21 protein-coding genes are annotated in these 23,015 nt (G+C 66.6%); 10 read left to right on the top strand and 11 right to left on the bottom strand.

Annotated elements, in window-relative coordinates; all coding sequences use genetic code 11:
• Positions 1-50: 50 nt before the first annotated feature.
• Complete coding sequence (locus ACO07I_RS14630) at positions 51-752, top strand: CoA transferase subunit A (RefSeq protein ID WP_422008813.1); 702 nt, start codon at positions 51-53, stop codon at positions 750-752.
• A 10-nt stretch (positions 753-762) separates the two neighbouring features.
• A complete protein-coding gene (locus ACO07I_RS14635) occupies positions 763-1,422 on the top strand; it encodes a CoA transferase subunit B (protein WP_422008815.1) in 660 nt (219 codons plus the stop codon).
• Between the two features lie 89 nt (positions 1,423-1,511).
• On the opposite strand, the gene ACO07I_RS14640 is transcribed toward ACO07I_RS14635, so the two are convergent.
• The 5 genes from ACO07I_RS14640 to cobS all read right to left on the bottom strand — a co-directional run bounded on the left by ACO07I_RS14640 (position 1,512) and on the right by cobS (position 5,264).
• The gene (locus tag ACO07I_RS14640) at positions 1,512-2,198 is read right to left on the bottom strand and encodes a lipid-binding SYLF domain-containing protein (protein WP_422008817.1); all 687 of its coding nucleotides are present in this window, start codon (positions 2,196-2,198) and stop codon (positions 1,512-1,514) included.
• A 96-nt stretch (positions 2,199-2,294) separates the two neighbouring features.
• Positions 2,295-2,864, bottom strand: a complete 570-nt coding sequence (gene cobU / locus ACO07I_RS14645; protein ID WP_422008819.1) for a bifunctional adenosylcobinamide kinase/adenosylcobinamide-phosphate guanylyltransferase — start codon at positions 2,862-2,864, stop codon at positions 2,295-2,297.
• On the bottom strand, positions 2,864-3,730 hold the full coding sequence (locus ACO07I_RS14650; RefSeq protein ID WP_422008821.1) for a class I SAM-dependent methyltransferase: 867 nt from the start codon (positions 3,728-3,730) through the stop codon (positions 2,864-2,866). Before ACO07I_RS14650 ends, cobU begins: the two co-directional genes overlap by 1 nt.
• Positions 3,727-4,398, bottom strand: a complete 672-nt coding sequence (locus ACO07I_RS14655; RefSeq protein WP_422008823.1) for a histidine phosphatase family protein — start codon at positions 4,396-4,398, stop codon at positions 3,727-3,729. The genes ACO07I_RS14650 and ACO07I_RS14655 overlap by 4 nt, the downstream gene beginning before the upstream one ends.
• Before the next feature lie 38 nt (positions 4,399-4,436).
• The gene (gene cobS / locus ACO07I_RS14660) at positions 4,437-5,264 is read right to left on the bottom strand and encodes an adenosylcobinamide-GDP ribazoletransferase (RefSeq protein WP_422008824.1); all 828 of its coding nucleotides are present in this window, start codon (positions 5,262-5,264) and stop codon (positions 4,437-4,439) included.
• A 53-nt stretch (positions 5,265-5,317) separates the two neighbouring features.
• Between cobS and cobT the strand changes: the two genes are divergently transcribed.
• Together cobT and ACO07I_RS14670 are read left to right on the top strand one after the other, a co-directional pair.
• Positions 5,318-6,340 carry a nicotinate-nucleotide--dimethylbenzimidazole phosphoribosyltransferase gene (gene cobT / locus ACO07I_RS14665; protein WP_422008826.1) on the top strand — a complete coding sequence of 341 codons (1,023 nt, stop codon included), beginning with the start codon at positions 5,318-5,320 and terminating at the stop codon, positions 6,338-6,340.
• On the top strand, positions 6,333-6,797 hold the full coding sequence (locus ACO07I_RS14670) for a nuclear transport factor 2 family protein (protein WP_422008828.1): 465 nt from the start codon (positions 6,333-6,335) through the stop codon (positions 6,795-6,797). Before cobT ends, ACO07I_RS14670 begins: the two co-directional genes overlap by 8 nt.
• Before the next feature lie 1,479 nt (positions 6,798-8,276).
• Here ACO07I_RS14670 and katG read toward each other — a convergent pair.
• A complete protein-coding gene (gene katG / locus ACO07I_RS14675) occupies positions 8,277-10,460 on the bottom strand; it encodes a catalase/peroxidase HPI (RefSeq protein ID WP_422008830.1) in 2,184 nt (727 codons plus the stop codon).
• A gap of 178 nt (positions 10,461-10,638) precedes the next feature.
• On the opposite strand from katG, the gene ACO07I_RS14680 reads away from it, so the two are divergent.
• On the top strand, positions 10,639-12,240 hold the full coding sequence (locus ACO07I_RS14680) for an ABC transporter substrate-binding protein (protein ID WP_422008831.1): 1,602 nt from the start codon (positions 10,639-10,641) through the stop codon (positions 12,238-12,240).
• A 164-nt stretch (positions 12,241-12,404) separates the two neighbouring features.
• Here ACO07I_RS14680 and ACO07I_RS14685 read toward each other — a convergent pair whose 3' ends face one another.
• The 5 genes from ACO07I_RS14685 to ACO07I_RS14705 form a co-directional block, all read right to left on the bottom strand.
• The gene (locus tag ACO07I_RS14685) at positions 12,405-13,736 is read right to left on the bottom strand and encodes an NAD(P)/FAD-dependent oxidoreductase (protein WP_422008833.1); all 1,332 of its coding nucleotides are present in this window, start codon (positions 13,734-13,736) and stop codon (positions 12,405-12,407) included.
• A gap of 9 nt (positions 13,737-13,745) precedes the next feature.
• A complete protein-coding gene (locus ACO07I_RS14690; protein WP_422008835.1) occupies positions 13,746-14,537 on the bottom strand; it encodes an ABC transporter permease in 792 nt (263 codons plus the stop codon).
• On the bottom strand, positions 14,534-15,343 hold the full coding sequence (locus ACO07I_RS14695; RefSeq protein ID WP_422008837.1) for an ABC transporter permease: 810 nt from the start codon (positions 15,341-15,343) through the stop codon (positions 14,534-14,536). The genes ACO07I_RS14690 and ACO07I_RS14695 overlap by 4 nt, the downstream gene beginning before the upstream one ends.
• Positions 15,344-15,475: 132 nt before the next feature.
• Positions 15,476-16,522 (bottom strand): ABC transporter ATP-binding protein, encoded by a 1,047-nt coding sequence (locus tag ACO07I_RS14700; protein WP_422008839.1) that lies wholly within the window; start codon positions 16,520-16,522, stop codon positions 15,476-15,478.
• 6 nt (positions 16,523-16,528) lie between these two features.
• On the bottom strand, positions 16,529-17,593 hold the full coding sequence (locus ACO07I_RS14705; protein ID WP_422008841.1) for an ABC transporter substrate-binding protein: 1,065 nt from the start codon (positions 17,591-17,593) through the stop codon (positions 16,529-16,531).
• A 165-nt stretch (positions 17,594-17,758) separates the two neighbouring features.
• On the opposite strand from ACO07I_RS14705, the gene ACO07I_RS14710 reads away from it, so the two are divergent.
• The 5 genes from ACO07I_RS14710 to ACO07I_RS14730 are packed head-to-tail and all read left to right on the top strand — an operon-like array spanning position 17,759 to position 22,984.
• Positions 17,759-18,808 carry an extracellular solute-binding protein gene (locus tag ACO07I_RS14710; protein ID WP_422008842.1) on the top strand — a complete coding sequence of 350 codons (1,050 nt, stop codon included), beginning with the start codon at positions 17,759-17,761 and terminating at the stop codon, positions 18,806-18,808.
• Positions 18,805-19,890, top strand: coding sequence for an ABC transporter ATP-binding protein (locus tag ACO07I_RS14715; RefSeq protein ID WP_422008844.1), 1,086 nt, complete (start codon positions 18,805-18,807; stop codon positions 19,888-19,890). The genes ACO07I_RS14710 and ACO07I_RS14715 overlap by 4 nt, the downstream gene beginning before the upstream one ends.
• A gap of 10 nt (positions 19,891-19,900) precedes the next feature.
• Entirely contained in the window at positions 19,901-21,346 is a 1,446-nt protein-coding gene (locus ACO07I_RS14720) for an amidase (protein WP_422008845.1), read from the top strand.
• Between the two features lies 1 nt (position 21,347).
• The gene (locus ACO07I_RS14725; protein WP_422008846.1) at positions 21,348-22,187 is read left to right on the top strand and encodes an ABC transporter permease; all 840 of its coding nucleotides are present in this window, start codon (positions 21,348-21,350) and stop codon (positions 22,185-22,187) included.
• Positions 22,184-22,984, top strand: coding sequence for an ABC transporter permease (locus ACO07I_RS14730; RefSeq protein ID WP_422008848.1), 801 nt, complete (start codon positions 22,184-22,186; stop codon positions 22,982-22,984). The genes ACO07I_RS14725 and ACO07I_RS14730 overlap by 4 nt, the downstream gene beginning before the upstream one ends.
• Positions 22,985-23,015: the final 31 nt, after the last annotated feature.

Here is a 23,015-nt window from a genome sequence, read left to right on the forward strand (position 1 = left end):
GTGCGACGGCTCCCATATGCCGAGGAACCCGGCGAGGACGGAACACAGCGATGGCGAACAAGGTCTACAAGGATGCGAAGTCGGCGCTCGAGGGCCTGCTGCGCGACGATCTGATGCTGATGTGCGGCGGCTTCGGCCTGGTCGGCATTCCCGAGAAGCTGATCGGCGCGGTGCGCGACTCCGGCGTGAAGGGCCTCACCTGCGTCTCGAATAATGCCGGCATCGACGGCGCGGGCCTCGGCCTGCTGCTCGAGACTGGGCAGGTGAAGAAGATGATCAGCTCGTACGTCGGCGAGAACAAGACCTTCGCCAAGCTGTACCTCGACGGCAAGCTGGAGCTCGAATTCAACCCGCAGGGCACCCTGGCCGAGCGCTGCCGCGCCGGCGGCGCCGGCATCCCCGCCTTCTATACCAAGACCGGCGTCGGCACGCTGGTGGCCGAAGGCAAGGAGACCAAGGTCTTCGACGGCGAGGAATATGTGATGGAGCGCGGCCTGTTCGGCGACATCGCGCTGGTCAAGGCCTGGAAGGGCGACACGTCGGGAAACCTGATCTTCCGGAAGGCCGCGCGGAACTTCAATCCGATGATGGCGACCGCCGCCAAGGTGTGCGTCGCCGAGGTCGAGGAGCTGGTGCCGGTCGGCGAACTCGACCCCGACCACATCCATACGCCTTCCGTCTTCGTGAAGCGCATCTTCTGCGGTGCGCCCTACGACAAGCAGATCGAACAGCGCACCGTACGCAAGGCTTGAGGAGAGAACGATGGCCTGGACCCGCGATCAGATGGCGGCACGCGCCGCCAAGGAACTGAAGGACGGCTTCTACGTGAACCTCGGCATCGGCATCCCGACGCTGGTGTCGAACTATGTCCCTGAGGATGTCGACATCACGCTGCAGAGCGAGAACGGCATGCTGGGCGTCGGCCCCTTCCCCTACGACAACGAGGTCGATGCCGACATCATCAATGCCGGCAAGCAGACCGTGACCGAGGTCAAGGGCACGTCCTACTTCAGCTCGGCCGACAGCTTCGCGATGATCCGCGGCGGCCATATCGACCTCTCCATCCTCGGCGCCATGGAAGTGGCGGAGAACGGCGACCTCGCCAACTGGATGATCCCGGGCAAGATGGTGAAGGGCATGGGCGGCGCCATGGACCTGGTGGCCGGCGTGAAGCGCGTGATCGTCACCATGGAGCATGTCTCCAAGGACGGCGCCTCGAAGCTGCTGGCCGAATGCACCCTGCCGCTGACCGGCCGTCGCGTGGTCGACATGGTGATTTCCGAGCTCGGCGTCTTCGCCGTCGACAAGAAGGGCGATGGCGGCGTCACGCTGATCGAACTCGCCGACGGCGTCACCGTCGAGGAGGTCAAGGCGAAGACCAAGGCCAAGCTTTCGATCGCGGCGGGACTGAAGGTCGCTTAGCTCATCGGAACGCGCCACTCCAGTGGCGCTCGGAATCATGAGGCGCCACTGGAGTGGCGCGCTCCGATGGCGCTTTTCTTATCGGCCCACTACCACTTCGACAGATACTGCCTGAGCGGTTCGGCGCCGGGATTGGTGTAGCGGCGGTCGAGCACGACGCCCTTCGCGGTGGCGCCGCCGCCGTAATAGAGCGCGTTCCAGTCGTTGTCGGCGTCGATGTAGGAGCCCTCGATCGAGGCGCCGGCAAACAGGCCCTGCGAATTGGCGAAGGCCACGATGTCGGCGCCGCCGGCTGCGGTCGAGGCGCCCTCGAGGCCGATGCCGACCGCGACCATGGTCACGCCCGCTTCCGCCCCGAACTTGAACTTGTGATCGATGATCGCCTGCAGGCCCTTCTCGGTCCGGATGATGAACACGATCTCCGAAACCTTGCCGCCGACCTGCAGGCCGACGCTGCCGGAGCCCATCATATAGAAGGCCGGGTAGCTCCAGTTGTTGGGCGAACTGCGCCCCAGCAGCACGCCGCGACCGCCGGCGGCGCCGAAGATGAACCCGCCCTGGACGAGCTCGGGAATGATCAGGACGCCGCGCGCATTGACCATCTGTCCGGCGGCGTCGGGAAAGTCCGGGCCGCCCAGGATCTTCCGGGCAGTGGCGAGACAGGAATCGACCAGCGACTGGCGCTTGGCGTCGGCACGGGCCGGCATTGAGGTCAGGAACGGTGCGGCGAACGCAGCCGCGGTCCCCGTAAGGACGGTTCGGCGATCGAGCTTCATTTGTGCTCCGTGTGGCTGGCGACCGACGCCGGGGAGCGCCTGGATGGTCACAAGAACTGAACCATACCACGTTTCGCGGGCGATTGGCCCTGTCCCTCAGCGCGACCGGGCCGGCCGGTCCTTCATCGTCAGGGGCAGGCCCGCGGCCATCAGGATCACCCGGTCGGCACGCTCGGCAATACGCATATTCAGCCGGCCCATTGCGTCCCGGAAGGTCCGGCCGAGGGGGGTCTCGGGCACGATGCCGAGGCCCACTTCGTTGCTGACGAACACCACCGGCTGGTTGTGATCATCGAGTGACCGCACCAGATCGTCGGTCGCCTGGTCGACATCCTCGCCGGCATGCATGAGGTTCGAGAGCCAGAGGGTGAGGCAGTCGACCAGCATCGGCTGTCCCCTGGCGGCCGCCTGTTCCATCACCTCGGCGAGCTTCAGCGGCTCCTCGATCGTGGTCCAGACGGCGCCGCGGCGCGTGCGATGGGCCATGATCCGGGTCGCCATCTCGACGTCGCCGGCCTCGGCGGTGGCGATATAGACGGCCGGCCGCGGCGCGCCGCCATGGAGGGTGCCGGTCACCAGCCGCTCGGCATGGGTGCTCTTGCCCGAGCGGGCGCCGCCCAGCACGAGCGTGACCGGCGGCAGCGGAAAGGTGGAGATATGTTCCATCAGCCGGGCGTCGCGCCGACCAGCCAGCAGCCGCCGGGCAGCGACACGCCGTCCTTCGTCGCGTGCGGCGCCAGCGCCTCGATGATCGCCGCCTTCGCCTGCGCGGCGGCGGCCGGATCGGCCTCGGCGAGCGGCCGGGCCAGCGGCCCGAAGCGGCCGGCATTGGCCACGACATCGGCCGGATCGCGGCCCATCCAGATCTCGACGTCGAGCGGCTCGATCGCGAGATTGCTGAAGCCCGCCCCGGTCAGGATGCGTTCGACACGGGCGCGGTCGCCGAAGGCGAACTGGCCGGGATCTTCCGGCCCGGGCCGCGGCGGCAGCGTCAGGAACGGCGCGGCCGCCTGCACCGGTGTGCGGCTCCAGGGATTGTCCTGCGCGCTGCGCCAGCAGACGAAGGCGAGCCGACCCGACGGCTTCAGCGCCCGCCGCAGGTTCGTGAAGGCGGCGACCGGATCGGCGAAGAACATCACGCCGAAGCGCGAGAAGATCAGGTCGACGGAAGCCGCCTCGAACGGATGCGCGCCGGCATCGGCCACCACGAAGGTCGCGTTGGAAAGCCGTCGCGTCGCCGCCGCATCGATCAACACCTGGGAGATGTCGACGCCCAGCACGTGCCCCTCGGGCCCGACCGCGGCCGCCAGGGCCGCCGTCGTGGTGCCGGGACCGCAGCCGACGTCGATCGCCGTCTCACCCGGCTGTGCGTTCGCGAGAGCGAGCGCTTCGCGCGTGATCCCGGCCATCAGATGGTCGAGGCGGGCCTGCGCCTTCAGCCAGTTCTGCCCGCCTGGACCGTTCCAGTGGGCGGCCTGTTCGGCCGCCAGATCCGCGGTCGATTTACCGGTCGACGGGGCGGCCGCCGTCACGCAGGCCCGCCCGCATGAGCGAGGACGATCTCGCGCGGCATGTAGTTCACGAACGCCACGCGCCAGGCATGCAGCGGGTCGGCCTGCTCGAAATGCTCGATCAGCGTGATCGAGACATTGTCGATCTCGAAGCGCACCGCCGCCTCGGGATGCAGGTCGAAGGCATGGGCCAGCGCCGCGCGGATCGTGCCGCCATGCGCCGTCGCCACGATGTCGCGCCCCTTATGCTCGGCGGTCAGCCGGTCGATGCTGCGCACCGTGCGGTCGCGCAGGTCGACGAAGCTCTCGCCGCCGTCGGGCCGGAATTCCGGCGGTCCCAGCCAGAACAGGTGATTGTTGGCGTGGTTCTCGGCGATCTCGACATAGGTGAGGCCCTGCCACGAGCCGAAATGCTGCTCGGCGAGGTCGGGATCGATGTTGAGCGTGTCCATCTCCGCCCCGGCCTTGGCGAGCGTTTCGGCCGTCTTGCGCGCCCGCAGCAGGTTGGAGGCGTACCAGACTGCGCCCTTGGGCAGCAGCTTCGCCTGATGCCGGAACAGCGCCTCGTTGCTCACGTCGCAATCCATGTCCGACTGGCCGTAGCAACGGCGCTCCGGATTGGGCACCGGCGCATGCCGCACCCACCACCACCGCGTGACCGCTCCCGTGATCTTGGCGCCCGTCGCCATGCTGTTCCTCCACTGGACTCTTCTAAGCGGCCGCCTTCTTAGCTGCCGATGAAGAGTGCCGCCACCACGAGGAACACGACCTCCGCCTTCTGCTGCACCGCGCCCAGCGTGTCGCCGGTATAGCCGCCAAGCCGCTTGGCGACCCAATGCGAGGTGAACCAGGCCGACGCGAGGACGGCGAGCGGGGCCAGGAGAGCCACGAACAGGCCCTTGCCCAGCATCAGCAGGAAGGCCAGCCCCGCGCCGATGCCGATGGTGATCCAGACGTCGTTGTCGGTCGGCTTGCCCACCGTCGCGCCCAGCCCGTCGGCATGGACCGGCGAGAAGGCCAGCAGCGGATAGGCCAGCACGGCGCGCGACAGCGCGTGGGCCGAGATCAGCACCACGAGCCCGGTGGCGGCGCCGAACTGCGCCAGGCAGGCGACCTTGATCAGCACCGTGAGCGCCAGCGCCAGCACGCCGAACGTGCCGTTGCGGCTGTCGCGCATGATCTCGAGCCGCCGCGCCGGCTCCAGCGCATGCGGGCCCAGCCCGTCGGCGGTGTCGGCCAGCCCGTCTTCATGCAGGGCGCGCGTCAGGATCACCGCCGCGCCGACCGCCAGGACGGCGGCCAGCCAGCCCGGCCCGGCAATGCCGCGCACGACGGCGAAGACAAGCCCGGAGGCCAGGCCGATCGCCGCCCCCACGAAGGGCAGGACCGGCAGGACGTCGGCGAGCGGCCAGCGCGGCAACCCGACATCGAGCTTCAGCCCGGTGAAGAAGGTCATCTGTTCCTTGAAGGCCTGCAGCCATTCGTCGAACGAGGTGGGACGGGGCGCGCCGCTGCCCCCGAAGGAAGAGGAGGAAGGCTCGTGGGGACTGGTCATGGTCCCGCGAATATAGGATGGTCCGGCCCCTTCCTGAATGCCCCGGACGAACAATGTCGGCTGCCTCCTTCGATGAAATGCGCCGGATCCTGCGCGAACTGCCGGGACCCGATCTCACCGCCCAGACCGAGGTGGTCCGCCGCCAGGCCGAGCTGACCAAGCCGCAAGGCTCGCTCGGCCGGCTGGAGGAGATCGCCGAATGGCTGGCCTGCTGGCAGGGCCGCGCCCAACCGCGGGTCGAACGGCCACGGATCGCGGTGTTCGCCGGCACCCATGGCGTCGCTGCGCGCGGCGTCTCGGCCTATCCGCCCGAAGTCACCCAGCAGATGGTGAAGAACTTCCTGAACGGCGGCGCCGCGATCAACCAGCTCGCCGCCGCGATCGACGCCGACCTGCGCATCTACGAGCTCGACCTCGACCATCCGACCGCCGACTTCACGCAAGGGCCGGCGATGGACGAGGCGCGCGCCGCCAACGCGATGGCCTACGGCATGATGGCGGCCGAGCCCGGCATCGACGTGATGTGCCTGGGCGAAATGGGCATCGCCAACACAACGGCCGCAGCCACCCTCTGCGCCGCGCTCTATGGCGGCAGCGGCGCCGACTGGGCCGGGCCGGGCACCGGCGTCACCGGCAAGGCGCTGGCGCACAAGATCGCGGTGATCGACGAGGCGCTAGCCTTCCACAAGGAGGCGATCGCCCGCCGCGATCCGCTCGAACTGCTGGCCGCGGTCGGCGGCGAGGAATTCGCGGCCCTGACCGGCGCCATCGTGGCCGCCCGCATGGGCCGCATCCCGGTGCTGCTCGACGGCTTTGCCTGCACCGCCGCCGCCGCGGTGCTGCGCGCCGTCGACCGCCGCGCGCTCGACCATTGCCTGGTCGCCCACCGCTCGGCCGAGCCCGGCCACACCCGCCTGCTCGCCGAACTCGGGATGCGCCCGCTGTTCGACCTCGACATGCGCCTGGGCGAAGCCTCGGCCGCCGCGCTCGCCGTGCCGCTGCTCAAGGCCGCCGCCGCCTGCCACAACGGCATGGCGACCTTCGCCGAAGCCGGCGTATCCTCGAAGGATGCGTAGACGCACCCTTCTCGCGGGTCTCCCGCTTTTCCTCCTAGCCCCCGAGGCCCTCGCCCATCCGCCGCGCCAACCCGATTCGGCGGAAGCGAAGAAGTTCATCGAGGAAGTCACCGACTTCCGCAGCAAACTCGCGAAGGCCGTGCTGGCGAAAGACTTCGCCGCGATGCGCCCGCTCTACGCCGACAGCTTCACGCACACGCACGGCTCCGGGAAACTCGACAACAAGGACGCCCGCCTGGTCGCCGCGATGGCCGGCGAACCGCTGATCGAAGCCGCGCCCGCCACCGACCTCAGCTTCCGCGTCTTTACCGGCCCGACCGTGATCGTCACCGGCAAGAGCCCGATCCTGAACGCCAAGGAACAGAAGACCTACGACTTCCGCTGGGTCTCAGTGTACGTGACGGCGCAGGACGGGTGGCAGTTGGCGGTGAGCCAGGCGACGCGGTTGGTGAGCTAGACAGTCGCTTCATGGATCGATCGAAATCATGTTCGACCAACTGCGACCTGAGGCCATCAGCATGAAGTTGCAGATAGCCCGGCTGCAAAATTGACCATAACCCTTCTATGATCTCTAGAAAGCACGCTCGGACATCAGCAAAGGCACTCCGCATATCAATAGGCGCAGTCTCGTCCAGCACCTCCATGGCTTTGAGACGCTCTTTGAAAGGTGGATGAGTCTCACTACTGAGAGACGTTACTTTACCGGTATCGATAACGGAGCGCGCCCGGCTGATCAGTTCTAGAGAGGCGAGAATCACCACAGCGCCCACGCCCGCCATAGCGAAGAAATTCTGCGGCGTGCGTTCCGCACCTAAGCGCATTGAAACACCGCGAGCAAAGACGTCTGCCTCAAGCTCTTGCGCCTTGTTTCCCTCAGATTCTTCGCTTGACCCTGATCGAGCGTGATCAGCCACGTGGTGTCCGTACTCGTGCGCCATGACAAACCATTCCATTGCGTAAAGCAGATGGACACGCAGCTGCAGCTTGTCCAGCGGAACAGTCCAAGAGCTACCGTCAACTGGCGGGCCACCATGGGCCCCATAGTCTCCGATCAGATGGAACCAACGGCGAAGCAGGTCAGGCTGACTTCGAAGATTGTCCAGCACTTTAGCCGGATCAAATATAGCTTTGAATCGATCACCTTCGGCAACAAGAACTACTGTCTCTGCGATAAGCTTACTCACGCCATTACAGAGCATTATCAGAGGACCACTAACGGCAATGATGCTTGCTTTGGTAGTCAGCACTGGCATCTGATACGCCTCGATTCCAATTTTAGGAATCGACCCGACTACGATGCCGTCACCCACAGGCACCTCATTTGTGCGGCATAGATCTTCGATCTCTGAGAACAAAGAACTCAGGATATATTGGAGGCTTGGATTGTCATACGCAGAGCCTTCCGGCGCAGCTTGCATCTTATCGCGGTATTCATCAAAGATTTCGCGAGCTTGCCCTTCATCAAATCCGTTACCTCTTACAACTTCTAGAAGACGTTCTTCGTTTTCTTCTAGCCATCCGATGAAATGCGCTTTACCGGTTGGATCGACTCCCGCCTTCTTCGCATCTGCCGCTTGTCTCTGACGCCGGTAATCTTCAGCGATACCTATTGGATCCAGTATTGAGTCATCTAGCGCCATCTTCCGCATCGCCTAGCAAGTTGGACAACTTTTGGTAGCGACATTCATTGCTGATACTACATGGTGCGAATTTAGTTGCCTCCTAGTCACACACAACCTGCATAGGCAGCGAGAACCAGGTGGGCAGACGCTCTCTGGCATAAGCGCCGTCGAAGTTGCGAAATCCAACATTGCGCATCAGTTAACATCGCCCCTCTCATCCCGAGCGTAGTCGAGGGCCGACGGGTCTCCTTGGTCAAATAAAAAGCCCGCCGCGGCTCTCGCCGGGCGGGCTTTTCGTTTTCAGGTCACGCGGCTCAGGCGTGGAGGTCGAAGCGGTCGAGGTTCATGACCTTGGTCCAGGCGGCGACGAAGTCCTTCACGAACTTCTCCTTCGCATCGGACTGGGCGTAGACCTCGGCCAGGGCGCGGAGCTGGCTGTGCGAGCCGAAGATCAGGTCGACGCGCGTGCCGGTCCACTTCACCGCGCCGCTCTTGCGGTCGCGGCCTTCGTAGACGCCCTCTTCGCCGGCAACCGGCTTCCACTCGGTCGCCATGTCGAGCAGGTTGACGAAGAAGTCGTTGCTGAGCGTCCCGGTCTTCGACGTGAAGACACCATGCTTCGACTGAGCCGTGTTGGCGCCCAGCATGCGCAGGCCGCCGACCAGCACCGTCATCTCGGGCGCGGTCAGGGTGAGGCGCTGGGCGTGGTCGACCAGCCGCTCCTCGGGCGATTGCGGCATCTTCGTGCCGACGAAGTTGCGGAAACCGTCGGCGGTCGGCTCCAGCGGCGCGAAGGAATGCGCGTCGGTCTCCTCCTGCGAGGCGTCCATGCGGCCCGGCGTGAAGGGGACCTTCACGTCATGGCCGGCCTCCTTGGCCGCCTTCTCCACGGCGGCGACACCGCCCAGCACGATCAGGTCGGCCAGCGAGACCTTCTTGCCGCCCGCGGCCGAGCCGTTGAAGTCCTTCTGCACCGCTTCGAGCTTCGCCAGCACGGTGGCCAGTTCGGCCGGCTGGTTGACCGCCCAGTCCTTCTGCGGCGCGAGGCGGAGGCGGGCGCCGTTGGCGCCGCCGCGCTTGTCGGCGCCGCGGAAGGTCGCGGCCGAGGCCCAGGCCGTCGTCACGAGCTGCGACACGGTGAGGCCCGACGCCAGCAGCTTGGCCTTGAGCTGCCCGATCTCGGCCTCGCCGACCAGCGGATGGTCGACGGCGGGGATCGGGTCCTGCCAGATCAGATGCTCCTTTGCCACGAGCGGGCCGAGGTAGCGCGCGATCGGGCCCATGTCGCGGTGCGTGAGCTTGTACCAGGCCCGCGCGAAAGCGTCGGCGAACTGGTCGGGATGCTCGAAGAAGCGCCGCGAGATCTTCTCGTAAGCCGGGTCGAAGCGCAGCGACAGGTCCGTGGTCAACATCGTCGGCAGGCGACGCTTCGAGGGGTCGGCCGGATCGGCTGGATCGGGCACGGTCGCCTGGGCGTTCTTCGCCGTCCACTGATGGGCGCCGGCCGGGCTCTTGGTCAGCTCCCATTCATGGCCGAACAGGCTCTCGAAGAAGTTGTTGCTCCACTTGGTCGGCGTCGTCGTCCAGGTGACTTCGAGGCCGCTGCCGATCTGGTCGGCGCCCTTGCCCGAGCCGAAGCTGCTCTTCCAGCCCAGCCCCTGCTGCTCGATCGGCGCGGCTTCCGGCTCCGGCCCGACCAGGGCGGCGTCACCGGCGCCGTGGGTTTTGCCGAAGGTGTGGCCGCCGGCGATCAGCGCCACCGTCTCCTCGTCGTCCATCGCCATGCGCGCGAAGGTCTCGCGGATGTCGCGCGCCGCCGCGAGCGGATCGGGGTTGCCGTTGGGGCCTTCGGGATTGACGTAGATCAGGCCCATCTGCACGGCGCCCAGCGAGCCCTGGAGCTGGCGATCGCCGCTGTAGCGCTCGTCGGCCAGCCACTTTCCCTCGGGGCCCCAATAGATGTCCTGCTCGGGCTCCCAGGTGTCGGCCCGGCCGCCGCCGAAGCCGAAGGTCTTGAAGCCCATCGATTCCAGCGCGACGTTGCCGGTGAGGATCAACAGGTCGGCCCAGGAGATCTTCGCGCCGTACTTCTGCTTGATCGGCCAGAGCAGGCGGCGGGCCTTGTCGAGATTGACGTTGTCGGGCCAGGAATTCAGCGGGGCGAAGCGCTGCTGGCCGCCGCCGGCGCCGCCGCGGCCGTCACCGACGCGATAGGTGCCGGCGCTGTGCCAGGCCATGCGGATGAAGAACGGGCCGTAATGGCCGAAGTCGGCCGGCCACCAGTCCTGCGAATCGGTCATCAGGGCCTTCAGGTCCTTGATGACCGCCTCGAGGTCGAGGCTCTTGAACGCCTTGGCGTAGTCGAAGGCCGCGCCCATCGGGTTGGAGAGCGGGGAATGCTGGTGCAGCACCTGCAGGTCGAGCTGGTTGGGCCACCAGTCACGGTTCGTATGGCCCTTGGGTGCACCGCTGAAAGGGCACTTGCTCTCGGTCGTCATCGTCCATCCCTCATGTTCTAGGCTAGCGGCGTCAGTTTAGAACGGTTCTAAATTAGAAGTCACGTTCTTTGTCGAACGGAGGCACTTTCGGACGGGCGGAAGGGAGGCGCCACCTATCCTTTGGCATGGTTCTGGCGTCCGCGAGGACAACGACCACAAGGAAAACAGGGACCTTCGCATGATCTTCCGCACCAAAGCCGTACTGGGCACCGTCGCGCTATTGGCATCGCTGGCCGCGACCCCGGTCCTGGCGCAGGGCACGCTGCGCATCGGCATGACCGCTTCGGACATTCCGCTGACCACCGGCCAGACCGACCAGGGCGGCGAGGGCATGCGGTTCATGGGCTACACGCTCTATGACGGGCTGATCAATTGGGACCTGTCCTCGGCCGACAAGGCCTCGGTGCTGGTGCCCGGCCTCGCCACCTCGTGGAAGGTCGACGAGGCCGATCCGACGCGCTGGACCTTCACCCTGCGCGACGGCGTGAAGTTCCACGACGGCAGCGACTTCAAGGCCGATGCCGTTGTCTGGAACCTCGAAAAGCTCCTCAACGACAAGTCCCCGCAGTTCGACCCCAAGCAGGCGGCGCAGGGCCGCTCGCGCATTCCCGCCGTCGCCTCCTACAAGGTGATCGACGACAGGACGGTCGAGATCACGACCAAGACGCCCGACGCCTTCCTGCCCTACCAGATCTCCTGGGTCATGATGTCGAGCCCGGCGCAGTGGGAGAAGGTCGGCAAGGACTGGAACAAGTTCGCGCAGACACCGTCGGGCACCGGCCCGTGGAAGCTCACCGCCTTCCAGCCGCAGACCCGCGCCGAACTGTCGCCCAACAAGGAGTATTGGGACAAGGCCCGCGTGCCGAAGCTCGACAAGATGGTGCTGCTGCCGATCCCCGAGCCCGCGACCCGCACGGCGGCGCTGCGCTCGGGCCAGGTCGACTGGATCGAGGCGCCCTCGCCCGACGCGATCCCCAGCCTCGAGAAGGCCGGCTTCAAGCTCATCAGCAACGCCTATCCGCACAACTGGACCTGGCACCTCTCCTTCGCCGACGGCTCGCCGTGGAAGGACATCCGCGTCCGCAAGGCGGCCAACCTCGCGGTCGATCGCGAGGGGCTGAAGGTGCTGCTGAAGGGCATGATGATCCCGGCCAAGGGCTTCCTCACGCCGGGCAGCCAGTGGTTCGGCAGTCCGAGCTTCGACGTGAAGTTCGACCCCGAAGCCGCCAAAAAGCTGCTGGCCGAAGCGGGCTTCAGCAAGGCCAAGCCGGTGACCGCGAAGGTGCTGATCTCGAGCTCGGGCTCGGGCCAGATGCTGCCGCTGCCGATGAACGAGTACATCCAGCAGAACCTGGCCGATGTCGGCATCAAGATCGAGTTCGAGGTCGCCGAGTGGAACACGCTGATCAACCTGTGGCGGGCCGGTGCGAAGTCCGACCTGGCCAAGGGCGCCAGCGCGCTGAACTTCAGCTACTTCATCCAGGACCCGTTCACCGCCTTCATCCGCCATCTCGATTCGAAGCTGGTGGCGCCCAACGGCACCAACTGGGGCTTCTACCAGGACCCCGGCATGGACGCGCTGCTGGAGAAGGCGCGCACGACCTTCGACGCCAAGGCCCAGGACGAAGCGTTGAAGAAGGTCCACGAGAAGATCGTCGACGACGCGCTGTTCCTGTTCGTGACGCATGACGTCGCGCCGCGCGCTTTGTCGCCCAAGGTCACGGGCTTCATCCAGGCCCAGAACTGGTTCCAGGACTTCTCGCCGATCACGATGAAGTAGGGAGCGGAACCTCAAGAGCATCACAAACACTTGGCCTCATCCTGAGGAGGTCGCGCAGCGACCGTCTCGAAGGATGGGCAACAGACGTGGTGCTCGTGCCCACCCTTCGAGACGCACCGCTACGCGGTGCTCCTCAGGGTGAGGTCATATTTGTTTGAACTGCTTTAAGCCCTCACCCGGTCCCACCAGTCGCGGGTGCGGTACCAGGCGCCGACGAAGGGCAGGACCCATTCGGGGTTGCCGCTGTAGAAGGGCACGGTCGGGAAATCCTGGCCGTCGAAGGCGTTCACGGGCGCGTTCGAGCCGCCGGCGATCTTCCGCGCCGTCTGGTAGCCGAGATAGGACATCATGGCGACGCCCGAGCCGTTGCAGGCCATCAGATAGTGCATGCCCTGCTCCATGCCCATGTGCGGCAGGAAGTCGAAGGCGAAGGCCACGTTGCCGGTCCAGGCGTGCGTCACCTTCACGCCCTTGAGCTGCGGCCAGCGCTCCAGCATGTAGCCGTGCAGCACCGGCGCGCTGACCTCGGGCGTCACCTGGGTGAAGCGGGCGCGGCCGCCGAAGATCACGCGCTTGTTGTCGGGCGACTGGCGGTAGTAGCAGAGCACCCGCTTGGTGTCGGAGACGACGCGGTTCTTCGGGATAAGGCTCTGGACCAGATCCTCGGGCAGTTCCTCGGTCGCGATGATGTGGCTGGCGACCGGCACCAGCTTGCGCCGCAGGGTCGGCGTGAGTTCGGTCGTGTAGCCGTTGGTCGCGATCACCACCTCGCGCGCCTCGATCGGGCCCTTGCTGGTCAGCACGCGGAAGCCGCCGGGCTTGCGTTCGATCTTCTCGGCATCGCAGTTGGCGCACAGCTTGGCACCGGCGCGGTGCGCGGCCTTCAGCAGGCCGCCGTAGTAGAGCGCGGGATGAAGCTGGCCGGTGCGTTCCACGACCATGCCGCCATAGTAATAGTCGGACGCGATCTCCTCGCGCTGGCGCTCACGCGGGATCATGTAGGTGCCCAGCGCCGCCTGCTCGTTGTAGGTCGCGACCTTGGCCTGCTGCTCGGCGAAGTGGCGCGGCGTGTAGGCGCCGCTGAAGCGGCCGTTCATGCGCCAATGGCATTCGATGCCTTCGCGCTGGATCACGGTCTCGACCTGGCTCAGCGAATCGGCGGCGTCGCTCAGCATGCGCGCCATCACCTTCTTCCACGCCTCGGGGTCGCCACCGACGCCCTTGCCGGAGAAGCCCTTGCCCATGGTCGTGCCGCCGCTGACGCCGCCGCCGTTGCGGGTCGAGGCGCCGACGCCGAAATCGCCGCGCTCCAGCACCGTCACGTCGACGCCCGACCGCGCCAGCTCGAGCCCGGTCGACAGGCCGCCATAGCCGGCGCCGACCACCAGCACATCGGTCTTGAGCGGCGGATCCTGGCTCAGCTCGTTGGAGGGATGCCACCACTCCCACCACCAGGGCGTCGCCTTGAAATCCTTGTGGAAGACGCTGTCGGCCATCGAACTCTCCTAACGCGCACTATCCTTGAGGCCCCGGCCGAAGCGGCCGATCAGCACCAGCACGACCGACACCAGAAGGATCTGCATCACCGACACGGCGGCGATGGTCGGGTCGATCTCCATCATGATGTTGTCGAACATCTTCTTGGGCAGCGTCATGTTCGCGCCGGCCAGGAACAGCGCCACCACGACCTCGTCGAACGAGGAGATGAAGGCCAGCAGCCCGGCCGAGACGAGGCTGGGGCGCAGCAGCGGCAGGGTGACCCGCGAGAGCGTGCGCCAGCGGCTGGCGCCCAGCCCCTCGGCCGCCTGTTCGAGCGAGCGGTCGAAGTCGCGCAGGCCGGCCCCGAGCACCAGCACCACGAAGGGGAGCGCCAGCACCGTGTGGGCTATCACCAGCCCGTACCAGGAGCCGATCAGCTTCAGCTTGGCGAACAGGCCATAGACCGCCACGGAAAGAATGATCGTCGGCACGATCACGGGCGCGAGCGCCAGCCGGTCGATCAGGATGCGGCCGAAGAATTTCCCGCGCACCAGGGCGAAGGCCAGCGGTACGCCCAGCATGAGGGCGAAGACCGCCGTCGCGCTGCCGATGTAGAGCGAGCGCCAGGTCGCGTCGATCCATTGCGGATCGTCGAGATAGCGCTCGTACCACTGCCACGACAGGCCCGGCGGCGGGAACTGCATGTAGGGCGCCGACGACAGCGAGATCGGGAAGACGACCAGCAGCGGCAGCATCAGGAAGAAGTAGATGAGCCCACACGAAATGACGAGAAGGCGCCGGCTCGGACTGCGAGTCATCGCGCCGCCTCCGTCCGCGTGAAGCGCTGGGCGAGCGCATAGACGGCGAAGGTGAAGACCAGCAGCACCGCCGAGAGAGCGGCGGCAAACGGCCAGTTCAGCGCCTCGCGCACCTGCTGCTCGATCAGGACGGCGATCATCATCACCCGGCCGCCGCCCAGCAGCGCCGGGGTGATGAAGAAGCCCAGCGACAACACGAACACCAGCACCGAGCCCGCGAAGATGCCGTTCAGGGTGAGTGGCAGGTAGATGCGCCGGAAGATGCCGAAGCTCGACGCCCCCAGGCCGGCCGCGGCGGCGGGGATGGCGGGATCGACTTTCCGGACCGCGCCGTAGATCGGCAGCACCATGTAGGGCAGCAGCACGTGCACCATGCCGATCAGCACGCCGGTGAAATTGTGCAGCAGCGGAATCGGATCGCTGATGAGGCCCGCTTCGATCAGCGTGCGATTGAACACGCCGTTGCGGCCGAGCAGCACCATCCAGGCATAGGTGCGCACCAGCACCGAGGTCCACAGCGGGAGCAGGACGAAGATGAAGCCCACGGTCGCCCAGAAGGGCGTGGTCGTGGCCATCAGGAAGCCTAGCGGATAACCCAGCAGAAGGCAGAAAAAGGTGACGAGCAGCGCGATCTCGAACGTGTTCCAGAAGACGCGGAGGTAAAGCCCCTCGCCCAGCGCCTTGGCGTACCAGTCGAGCGACCCGCCCTCGAGGCTGAAGCCCAACATGCGCACGACCGGGAACAGGAAGAAGACGAAGAGCAGGATCAGCGCCGGCAGCGCGGGGAGAAGACCGCGGGACTTCACGAAACAAGCCTCATCCTGAGGAGGCGCGCAGCGCCGTCTCGAAGGATGGGAACGAGCACCGTTCCTGCGGCCCATCCTTCGAGACGCATCGCTGCGCGATGCTCCTCAGGATGAGGTCGGAGGGGTTTGCTCTCAGAACACATGGATCGACTCGGGCTCGATGCCGACGGTCACGCGGGTGCCAGCGGCGGGCAGTCCGCCGCGCGCGGGCTGACGCACCAGCAGTTCGAGGCCGCCCTCGCAGGCCAGCCGCAGCTTGAACGAGGTGCCGAGATAGACCGATTCGATCACCTCTCCGGCGAAGGCGTTGGCGCCTGTCGGGGCAAATCGTTCGGGCCGCATCAGCACGCCGACCTTCGCACCAGCGGGCTTGTCGCCGCGCACCTGAAGCGTGCGCCCGCCGTCGAGCGTGACCGTGCCCGGCCCGCTCATCGTGCCGTGGAAGATGTTGCTCTCGCCCACGAAGTCGGCGACGAAATCGTTGGCCGGCCGCTCGTAGATCTCCGTCGTCGTGGCAACCTGCTGCATCGCTCCCCTGTTCATCACCGCGATACGGTCGGAGAGAACCAGCGCCTCCTCCTGGTCATGGGTGATGAAGATGGTGGTGAGGCCGAGGCGCCGCTGCAGGCGGCGCACCTCGAGCTGCATGGTCTCGCGCAGCTTGCGGTCGAGCGCGCCGAACGGCTCGTCGAGCAGCAGGAGCCGCGGGTTGAAGACGATGGCGCGCGCCAGCGCCACCCTCTGCTGCTGGCCGCCGGACAGCTGCCGCGGCAGCCGCGCCTCGTAGCCCGTGAGTTCGACCATCGCCAGCGCCTCGGCGACGCGCCGCTCGATCTCCGGCTTGGCGACGTTGCGCATCTCCAGCGGGAAGGCGACGTTGGCGGCGACGCTGAGATGCGGGAACAGCGCATAGTTCTGGAACACCATGCCGATGTCCCGCTTGGCCGGCGGCAGCGAGGTGATGTCCGCACCGCCCACCGTCACACGGCCGGCGTCGGGTGTTTCGAAGCCCGCAACGACCTTGAGCAAGGTCGTTTTCCCGGAGCCGCTCGGCCCCAGGATGGTCAGCAGCTCCCCCTGAGCCACCTGCAGGGAGACGTGGTCGAGCGCGACCACTTCTCCGAAACGCCGGGCAACGCCCTCGATGAGAAGGTCGGCCGATCCGCCGCTTGCACTCAACGGAGGTCAGCCCTTCTTCAGCATCCAGGCGTTCCAGAGTTCGGCCGCCTTGGTGCCGTTCTCGGCATACCATTCGTCGCTGACCCAGAACTGCTGGTCGAGATAGGCCGTGGGCAGGAAGGGCTTCACCTTCGGATCGACGAAGTTCAGCGATTCGAGGTTGAGGCCGGGATAGCCGAGCTCGGAGGCATAGACCGCCTGCTGCTGCGGCACCGCGAGCTCGGCCAGCATCTTGTTGGCCCAGTAGGGACTCTTGGCGCCGCGCGGGATGGCGAAGCTGCCCTGCTTCAGCGCGCCCTCGTTCCATTCGATGCCGACCGGCGCGCCCTTCTTGATGATGTCGTAGAAGCGGCCGTTCCAACCGGTGGCCAGCACGACCTCCTTGTCGAGCAGGAGCTGCGCCGGTTGCTGACCGGTCGACCACCACACCGTGATGTGCGGCTTGATCTGGTCGAGCTTCTTGAACGCCCTGTCAAAGTCGATCGGATAGAGCTTGTCCTTCGGGACACCGTCGGCGATCAGCGCGAATTCGAGATTGTCGGTCGGATGGTTGCGCATCGAGCGCGCGCCGGGGAACTTCTTCACGTCCCACCAGTCGGCCCAGCTCTTGGGCTGGCTGCCGTTCTTGAACACGTCGTTCCGGAACCCGATGATGGTCGTATAGACTGATGAGGCGAAGACGTAGGGATTCTGCGCCGAGGGCGGATACTTGGAGCGGTCGACGACCTTCGGATCGATCTTCTCCAGCAGGTTGGCCTTGCCGGCCCGGATCGCATCCTGGCCGCCGATCTCGGTGAGGTCCCACTCGACGTTGCCGGAATCGACCATCGCGCGAAGCTTGCCGAAATCGACCGGGCTCGTCTCGACGACCTTGATTCCGTACTTTTTCTCGAAGCCATTGAAGAAGGCCTTGCGCATTGCCGAGCCCATTGACCCGCCGGAATGATTGACCACGAGCTGGGCGGGCTTGGCCGGCTCGGCCTGCGCGAAGGCGGGACCGGCGGCGCCGATCGCGGCGGCGCCTCCCAGCAGCGAGAGAGCGTGGCGGCGATGCAGGCGCTTCGAATCCATGGCGTGTCCCCTCCGAAATCCCCCCGCGACTGTAGAAGCGGTATCTGCACGGAGCAACAACCAACACCATAACCTTCTGGAATGAACAGCGGGGACGAATGAATTTCTCCCGCGCTGCAGGATGCGCCTAACGTTGTCAAAACGGGACAACGGCGGGGGCCAGCGATGATGAACCGACTGAAGGCGTTGATGTGCGGCGCTGTTCTCGCCTGTGCGGGCGCGGGTAGTGCTGCTGCGCAGGAACTCACCATGGCGGTGTGGGGCGGCGGTGGCGCCAACACCTGGCGCGAGGCCTTCATCAAGCAGTTCAACCCGGGCAACGGCTCCACCATCAAGATGGTCGAGGTGCCGAACCCCGCCGGCGCGCTGCGTTCCCCGGCGGCGGCTGGCCAGTACAGTCTGGCGCTGGTCACCTATTTCGAGGCGATCGCGCTGTCCAACGCGGGCCTCATCGAAAGCTTCGACGACAAGCAGCTCACGGGCATCGCCGACGTCGATCCGAAGTTCCTGACCAAGGACAAGGCCGGCCGTCACGTCGGTCTACCGGTCTACTTCACCTACTACGGGATCGCCTACAACACCGACCTCGCCAAGCCGGAAGACTTCGCCTCCTGGCAAGGGCTGGCCGACCCGAAGTGGAAGGGCAAGCTGTCGCTGACCCGGCCGGTCTATCTCGCGCCCTACGATGCGGTCATCATGGCCAAGGCGATGGGCGGCAGCGAGAAGGATATCGATCCGGGCTTCAAGCTGCTCGAGAAGATCGTACCGAACGTGCTGGCGACCTACACCTCGCTCGCGCACATGAACACGCTGCTGACGCGCGGCGAGGTCGCGGCCGTTCCGTTCTATGCCTCGCGTGTCTGGGCGCTGCGCCGCCAGGGCGCGGCCAACGTGGGCATCGTGATTCCCAAGGAAGGGGCGCTGATGCTGCCCTACGTGGTGGTGGTGCCGAAAGGCGCCAAGAACCTCGACAAGTCGCTGGTCTGGATGAACTACATCGCCGGCGCAGAGCCGCAGCTGCGTGCCGCGCTGCTCGACGGCTGGCTGCCGATGAACTCCAAGGTCAAGCTGCCCGAGGATCTGCAGAAGACGCTGGGTCAGCCCTACGACCAGATCGTGAAGGCGCTCTACTCGCCCGACTGGCGCATCGTCGTGGAGCACAACGAGGCGCGGGTCGACCGTGCCGAAAAGCTCATGTCCGGCGTCAAGCAGTGAGTCGCGGAACGATCTCCATCACCGGTGTCGGCAAGGCGTTCGGCACCGCGACGGTCCTGCACGAGGTGAATCTCGAAATCGAAGGCGGCAGCTTCGTCACCCTGCTCGGCCCCTCGGGCTGCGGCAAGACCACCCTGCTGCGCCTGATCGCGGGCTTCCTCGAACCCAGCCGCGGCACCATCGCCATCGACGGCGCGCCCATGCAGGGCGTGCCGCCGCGGCGTCGCCCGCTCGGCATGGTGTTCCAGAACCTGGCGCTCTTCCCCCACCTCGACGTGTTCGAGAACGTGGCCTACGGCATGCGGATCCGTGGCACGGCCGCGTCCGAGATCGCGGCCCGCGTCTCGCGCTTCCTGGGTCTGGTGGGCCTGGCCGGCTTCGAACGGCGGCGCATCGGACAACTCTCCGGCGGTCAGAAGCAGCGCGTGGCGCTGGCGCGCTCGCTGGCACTCGAACCCGCGATCCTGCTGCTCGACGAGCCGCTGAGCGCGCTCGATCTGCAGCTTCGCCGCCAGCTGCAGGTCGAACTCAAGTCGATCCAGCGCCAGCTCGCCACGACCTTCGTGTTCGTCACGCACGACCAGGAGGAGGCGACGATGCTCTCCGACACGATCGTCGTGATGAATGGCGGACACGTGCAGCAGGTCGGCACGCCCGGCGAGATCTATCGCCGCCCCGCCTCGCCCTTCGTCGCGCGCTTCGTCGGCGACATCAACATGGTGGACGGCCGCATCGAGGCGATGGATGCGACGTCGGTGTCGGTCTCGGTCGCGGGCCGGGCGATCTCCGTTCCCCGTGCGTCCGTCGTCGGCACCGCGTCGGTGGGCCGTGCCTGCCAGCTCGCCTGCCGCCCCGAATCGGTGCGGCTGGGAGCCAACCAGGCGGGTGCGCTGTCGCTCGAGGGTCGCGTTTCGGCCTTGCATCGCCTCGGCCCCACCGTGAAGGCCGTTCTCGACACGCCGCTGGGTCCCCTCACCGCGTTGACCATGGCCGACACGCCGCACATGGCGGAACTCGCCGAAGGAAAAACGGCGCACCTTTCGGTTCCGTCGGACACATTCACGCTCTTCGCCTCAACCTGAAAGAAAGACAATGCCCGCACAGGATTTCGCCGGCCGCACCGTCGCGGCCCACGTAGAAGCCTTCACCTCCGGCAAGGTTGCCGCGCGCGACATCGTCGAGGGCCTGCTGGAGCGCACGAAGAAGGCCGAGCCCTTCAATCCGATCGCGACGCTCGATGCCGAGGGCGCCCGCGCGGCCGCCGACGCGCTCGATGCGCGGCGCAAGGCCGGCGGGTCCTTCGGCGCGCTGGCTGCCGTGCCTGTCTCGGCCAAGGATCTCATTCTCACCAAGGGCCTGCGCACCGCCTTCGCCTCCGTCACCATGAAGGACAACGTGCCGGCGATGGATGCCGACGCGATCGCCCAGTGGCGCGCCGCCGATGCCGTCCTGTTCGCCAAGACGACGACGCCGGAGTTCGGCCACAAGGTGCTGACCGACAGCCCGCTGCACGGCATCACGCGCAATCCGTGGAACCGCGAGCATACGAGCGGCGGTTCGAGCGGCGGCGCGGCCGTTGCCGTGGCGCTGGGCCTTGGTCCGATCGCCATGTCGACCGACGGCGCGGGGTCGGGCCGCATTCCCGCCGCCTGCTGCGGAGTCTATGGACTGAAGGCAACGCTGGGCCGCGTGCCGCACGAGGTGCCGCCCGACCAGTTCGGCCAGCTCACCTATCTCGGCGTCATGGCGCGCCATCCGGGCGATCTCGGCGCCGGCCTCGCCTCGATGTCGCGCGGCCATCGCGACGATCCCTGGACGCTCGCCATCGGCCGCGAGCCCTTCGCCTGGCCCGACGAATCCGGCGAACATCCGATCGGCGGCCGGCGCATCACCGTCATCCGCCGCATGACCGGCGGCTATCTCGATCCCGAGACCGAAGCCCGCCTCGACGCGGCCATCGCCTTCCTCGAACGGCAGGGCGCCCACATCCAGGAAATGGACGGGCGCGAGATCGACTGGAAGCTCGACGTGGCGCGCATCATCCTGCGCGCCAACCAGATCGAGCGCTTCGCCGACATCCTGAAGAACCGTCGCGGCGAGCTCGATCCGTCCTTCGCCCGGACATTGGATGAAGGCAATGCCGTCGACGTGGTGGCGCTGCGCCGCGCGCTGGTCGATCGCACCACCGCCTTCAAGTCGGTGCAGCGCCTGTTCGCCGACTGCGACCTGTTGCTCACCCCGACCGTCGCCACGCCGGCGCCGCTCGCCAGCCAGAACCAGTTCGAGCCGCTGGTCGTCGATGGCAAGCCGCTCGGCGACCTGCGCTCCGCCTGGTACACCTACACGATCCCGTTCAACATGACCGGCCATCCGGCGATCTCGATCCCCTTCGGCCATTCGAAGGCGGGCCTTCCCATCGGCATCCAGTTCGTCGCGCCGTGGTATGGTGAGGCGCATCTGATCAGCCTCGCCCAGGCCTTCGATGTCGAGACCGGCGCCTCGGCGGCGTTCCCGCCGGGCTTCGCAGCCGGCGCCTGAGATGCGCGGCGCCACCTCCGCTCCGCGAAGCCTGGGCTGGCTGCTGCTGCCGGCCCTGCTGGTGCTCGCCCTGTTCCTGGGCTCGGTGGCGCTGCTCCTCTTCCATGCCTTCTGGGGCAAGGACGGATTCTCGCTGCTCTACTTCCGGCAGATCCTCGAACGTGCCGACTATCACGACGTCTTCCTGCGCACCGTGTCGATCGCCGCAATCGTGGCGGTCGCCGCGGCCGTGCTGGCCTATCCGATCGCGTGGCTGCTGTGGCGCCTGCCGCGCTGGCGCAACCTGCTGCTGGTGATCGTGCTGGTGCCGTGGTTGGTCAGCCTCGTGGTGCGCACCTACGGCTGGCTGGTGATCCTCGGCCCGAAGGGCTTCCTCAACGAGACGCTGAAATGGGCGGGCGTCATCCAGTCGCCGCTGCCGCTGATCTTCAACGATCTCGGCGTGGTGATCGGCCTCACGCACGTGCTGATGCCCTTCTCGGTGATCGCCACGCTCTCGGTCCTGCTGCAGATCGACAACCGGCTGGAGGAGGCGAGCGAATCGCTGGGCGCCGGCGGCTTCCAGACCTGGCGTCGCGTGGTGCTGCCGCTCTCGCTGCCCGGGGTCTTCACGGGGCTCAGCATCACCTTCCTGACCTCGATGGGCGCCATCGTGACGCCGATCCTGCTGGGCGGCATCCGCCAGAAGATGGCCGGCACGCAGATCTATCAGGAGGTCGTCTACAACTTCAACATGAGCAAGGCGTCGGCCTGGGCGATCTGCCTGCTGCTGCTGAGCGGCCTGGGTCTCGCTCTCCTGCGCATGCTCGAGGCGGCGTTGGTGCCGAAGGCGGACCGATGAACACCCCGATCGTGAAACTGGGCCGCGCCGCGTCGTTCGCGCTGCTGCTGTTGCTGCCCCTGCCGATCGTGGTGATCGGTACCACCTCGTTCGCCGCCGCCGGCTATCTCCGGTTCCCCCCGGGCGAACTCAGCCTGCGCTGGTATGCCGAGGCCGCCACCGATCCGCGCTGGATCGAGGCCTTCGCCACCAGCCTCGGGATCGCGGCGGTGGTCTCGGTGCTCGTCACCGCCATCGCCTTCGCCGGCGCCTATGCCTGCCACCGGCTGCGGCCGCGCTGGCTGGCGGCCTTCGAGCTCGCGATCATGTCGCCGCTCTTCTTCCCGCATGCCGCCTTGGGCGTCGCTCTCGTCAACGTGCTGGCGATGGCGGGCTATCTCGGCTCGGCGACCGGCATCGTGATCGCCCATATCGTCTGCACCCTGCCCTTCGCCTGGCGGCCGATCGTGGTCGCCCTGCAGCGCATCGACGGCGAGATCGTCGAGGCCGCCTCGCTGCTGGGCGCCGACGAGCGCCGCATCGCCCTCGGCATCGCCCTGCCGCTCGCCCGTTCGGGCCTCGTCACCGCGCTGCTCTTCTCGTTCATCATCTCCTTCGACGAGGTGACGATCACGATGTTCCTCACCGGGCCGCAGGTCACGACCCTGCCCGTCCAGATCTATGCGTTCATCCAGGAGAATGCCTCGCCGGTGCTGGCGGCCATCTCGACCGCGACCGTCGTGGTGACGCTGGTGGTGGTCATGCTGCTGGAACGGCTGATCGGCCTCGAATTCTTCGTGGCCCATGACCCGGCCTAGCTTTCGGGAATCATTAGCCTTCCCATCCATA

It is taken from the genome of Reyranella sp. (assembly GCF_965227665.1).
Classification (GTDB): domain Bacteria; phylum Pseudomonadota; class Alphaproteobacteria; order Reyranellales; family Reyranellaceae; genus Reyranella.

What these genes read in the sequence shown, in the direction of transcription:
- katG (WP_422008830.1), bottom strand. Translation starts at nt 10,460, where the DNA reads ATGACGACCGAGAGCAAGTGCCCTTTCAGCGGTGCACCCAAGGGCCAT.
- ACO07I_RS14725 (WP_422008846.1), top strand. Translation starts at nt 21,348, where the DNA reads ATGCGCGGCGCCACCTCCGCTCCGCGAAGCCTGGGCTGGCTGCTGCTG.
- ACO07I_RS14720 (WP_422008845.1), top strand. Translation starts at nt 19,901, where the DNA reads ATGCCCGCACAGGATTTCGCCGGCCGCACCGTCGCGGCCCACGTAGAA.
- ACO07I_RS14635 (WP_422008815.1), top strand. Translation starts at nt 763, where the DNA reads ATGGCCTGGACCCGCGATCAGATGGCGGCACGCGCCGCCAAGGAACTG.
- cobU (WP_422008819.1), bottom strand. Translation starts at nt 2,864, where the DNA reads ATGGAACATATCTCCACCTTTCCGCTGCCGCCGGTCACGCTCGTGCTG.
- ACO07I_RS14710 (WP_422008842.1), top strand. Translation starts at nt 17,759, where the DNA reads ATGATGAACCGACTGAAGGCGTTGATGTGCGGCGCTGTTCTCGCCTGT.
- ACO07I_RS14640 (WP_422008817.1), bottom strand. Translation starts at nt 2,198, where the DNA reads ATGAAGCTCGATCGCCGAACCGTCCTTACGGGGACCGCGGCTGCGTTC.
- ACO07I_RS14730 (WP_422008848.1), top strand. Translation starts at nt 22,184, where the DNA reads ATGAACACCCCGATCGTGAAACTGGGCCGCGCCGCGTCGTTCGCGCTG.
- ACO07I_RS14685 (WP_422008833.1), bottom strand. Translation starts at nt 13,736, where the DNA reads ATGGCCGACAGCGTCTTCCACAAGGATTTCAAGGCGACGCCCTGGTGG.
- ACO07I_RS14670 (WP_422008828.1), top strand. Translation starts at nt 6,333, where the DNA reads ATGCGTAGACGCACCCTTCTCGCGGGTCTCCCGCTTTTCCTCCTAGCC.
- ACO07I_RS14690 (WP_422008835.1), bottom strand. Translation starts at nt 14,537, where the DNA reads ATGACTCGCAGTCCGAGCCGGCGCCTTCTCGTCATTTCGTGTGGGCTC.
- ACO07I_RS14630 (WP_422008813.1), top strand. Translation starts at nt 51, where the DNA reads ATGGCGAACAAGGTCTACAAGGATGCGAAGTCGGCGCTCGAGGGCCTG.
- cobS (WP_422008824.1), bottom strand. Translation starts at nt 5,264, where the DNA reads ATGACCAGTCCCCACGAGCCTTCCTCCTCTTCCTTCGGGGGCAGCGGC.
- ACO07I_RS14655 (WP_422008823.1), bottom strand. Translation starts at nt 4,398, where the DNA reads ATGGCGACGGGCGCCAAGATCACGGGAGCGGTCACGCGGTGGTGGTGG.
- cobT (WP_422008826.1), top strand. Translation starts at nt 5,318, where the DNA reads ATGTCGGCTGCCTCCTTCGATGAAATGCGCCGGATCCTGCGCGAACTG.
- ACO07I_RS14680 (WP_422008831.1), top strand. Translation starts at nt 10,639, where the DNA reads ATGATCTTCCGCACCAAAGCCGTACTGGGCACCGTCGCGCTATTGGCA.
- ACO07I_RS14705 (WP_422008841.1), bottom strand. Translation starts at nt 17,593, where the DNA reads ATGGATTCGAAGCGCCTGCATCGCCGCCACGCTCTCTCGCTGCTGGGA.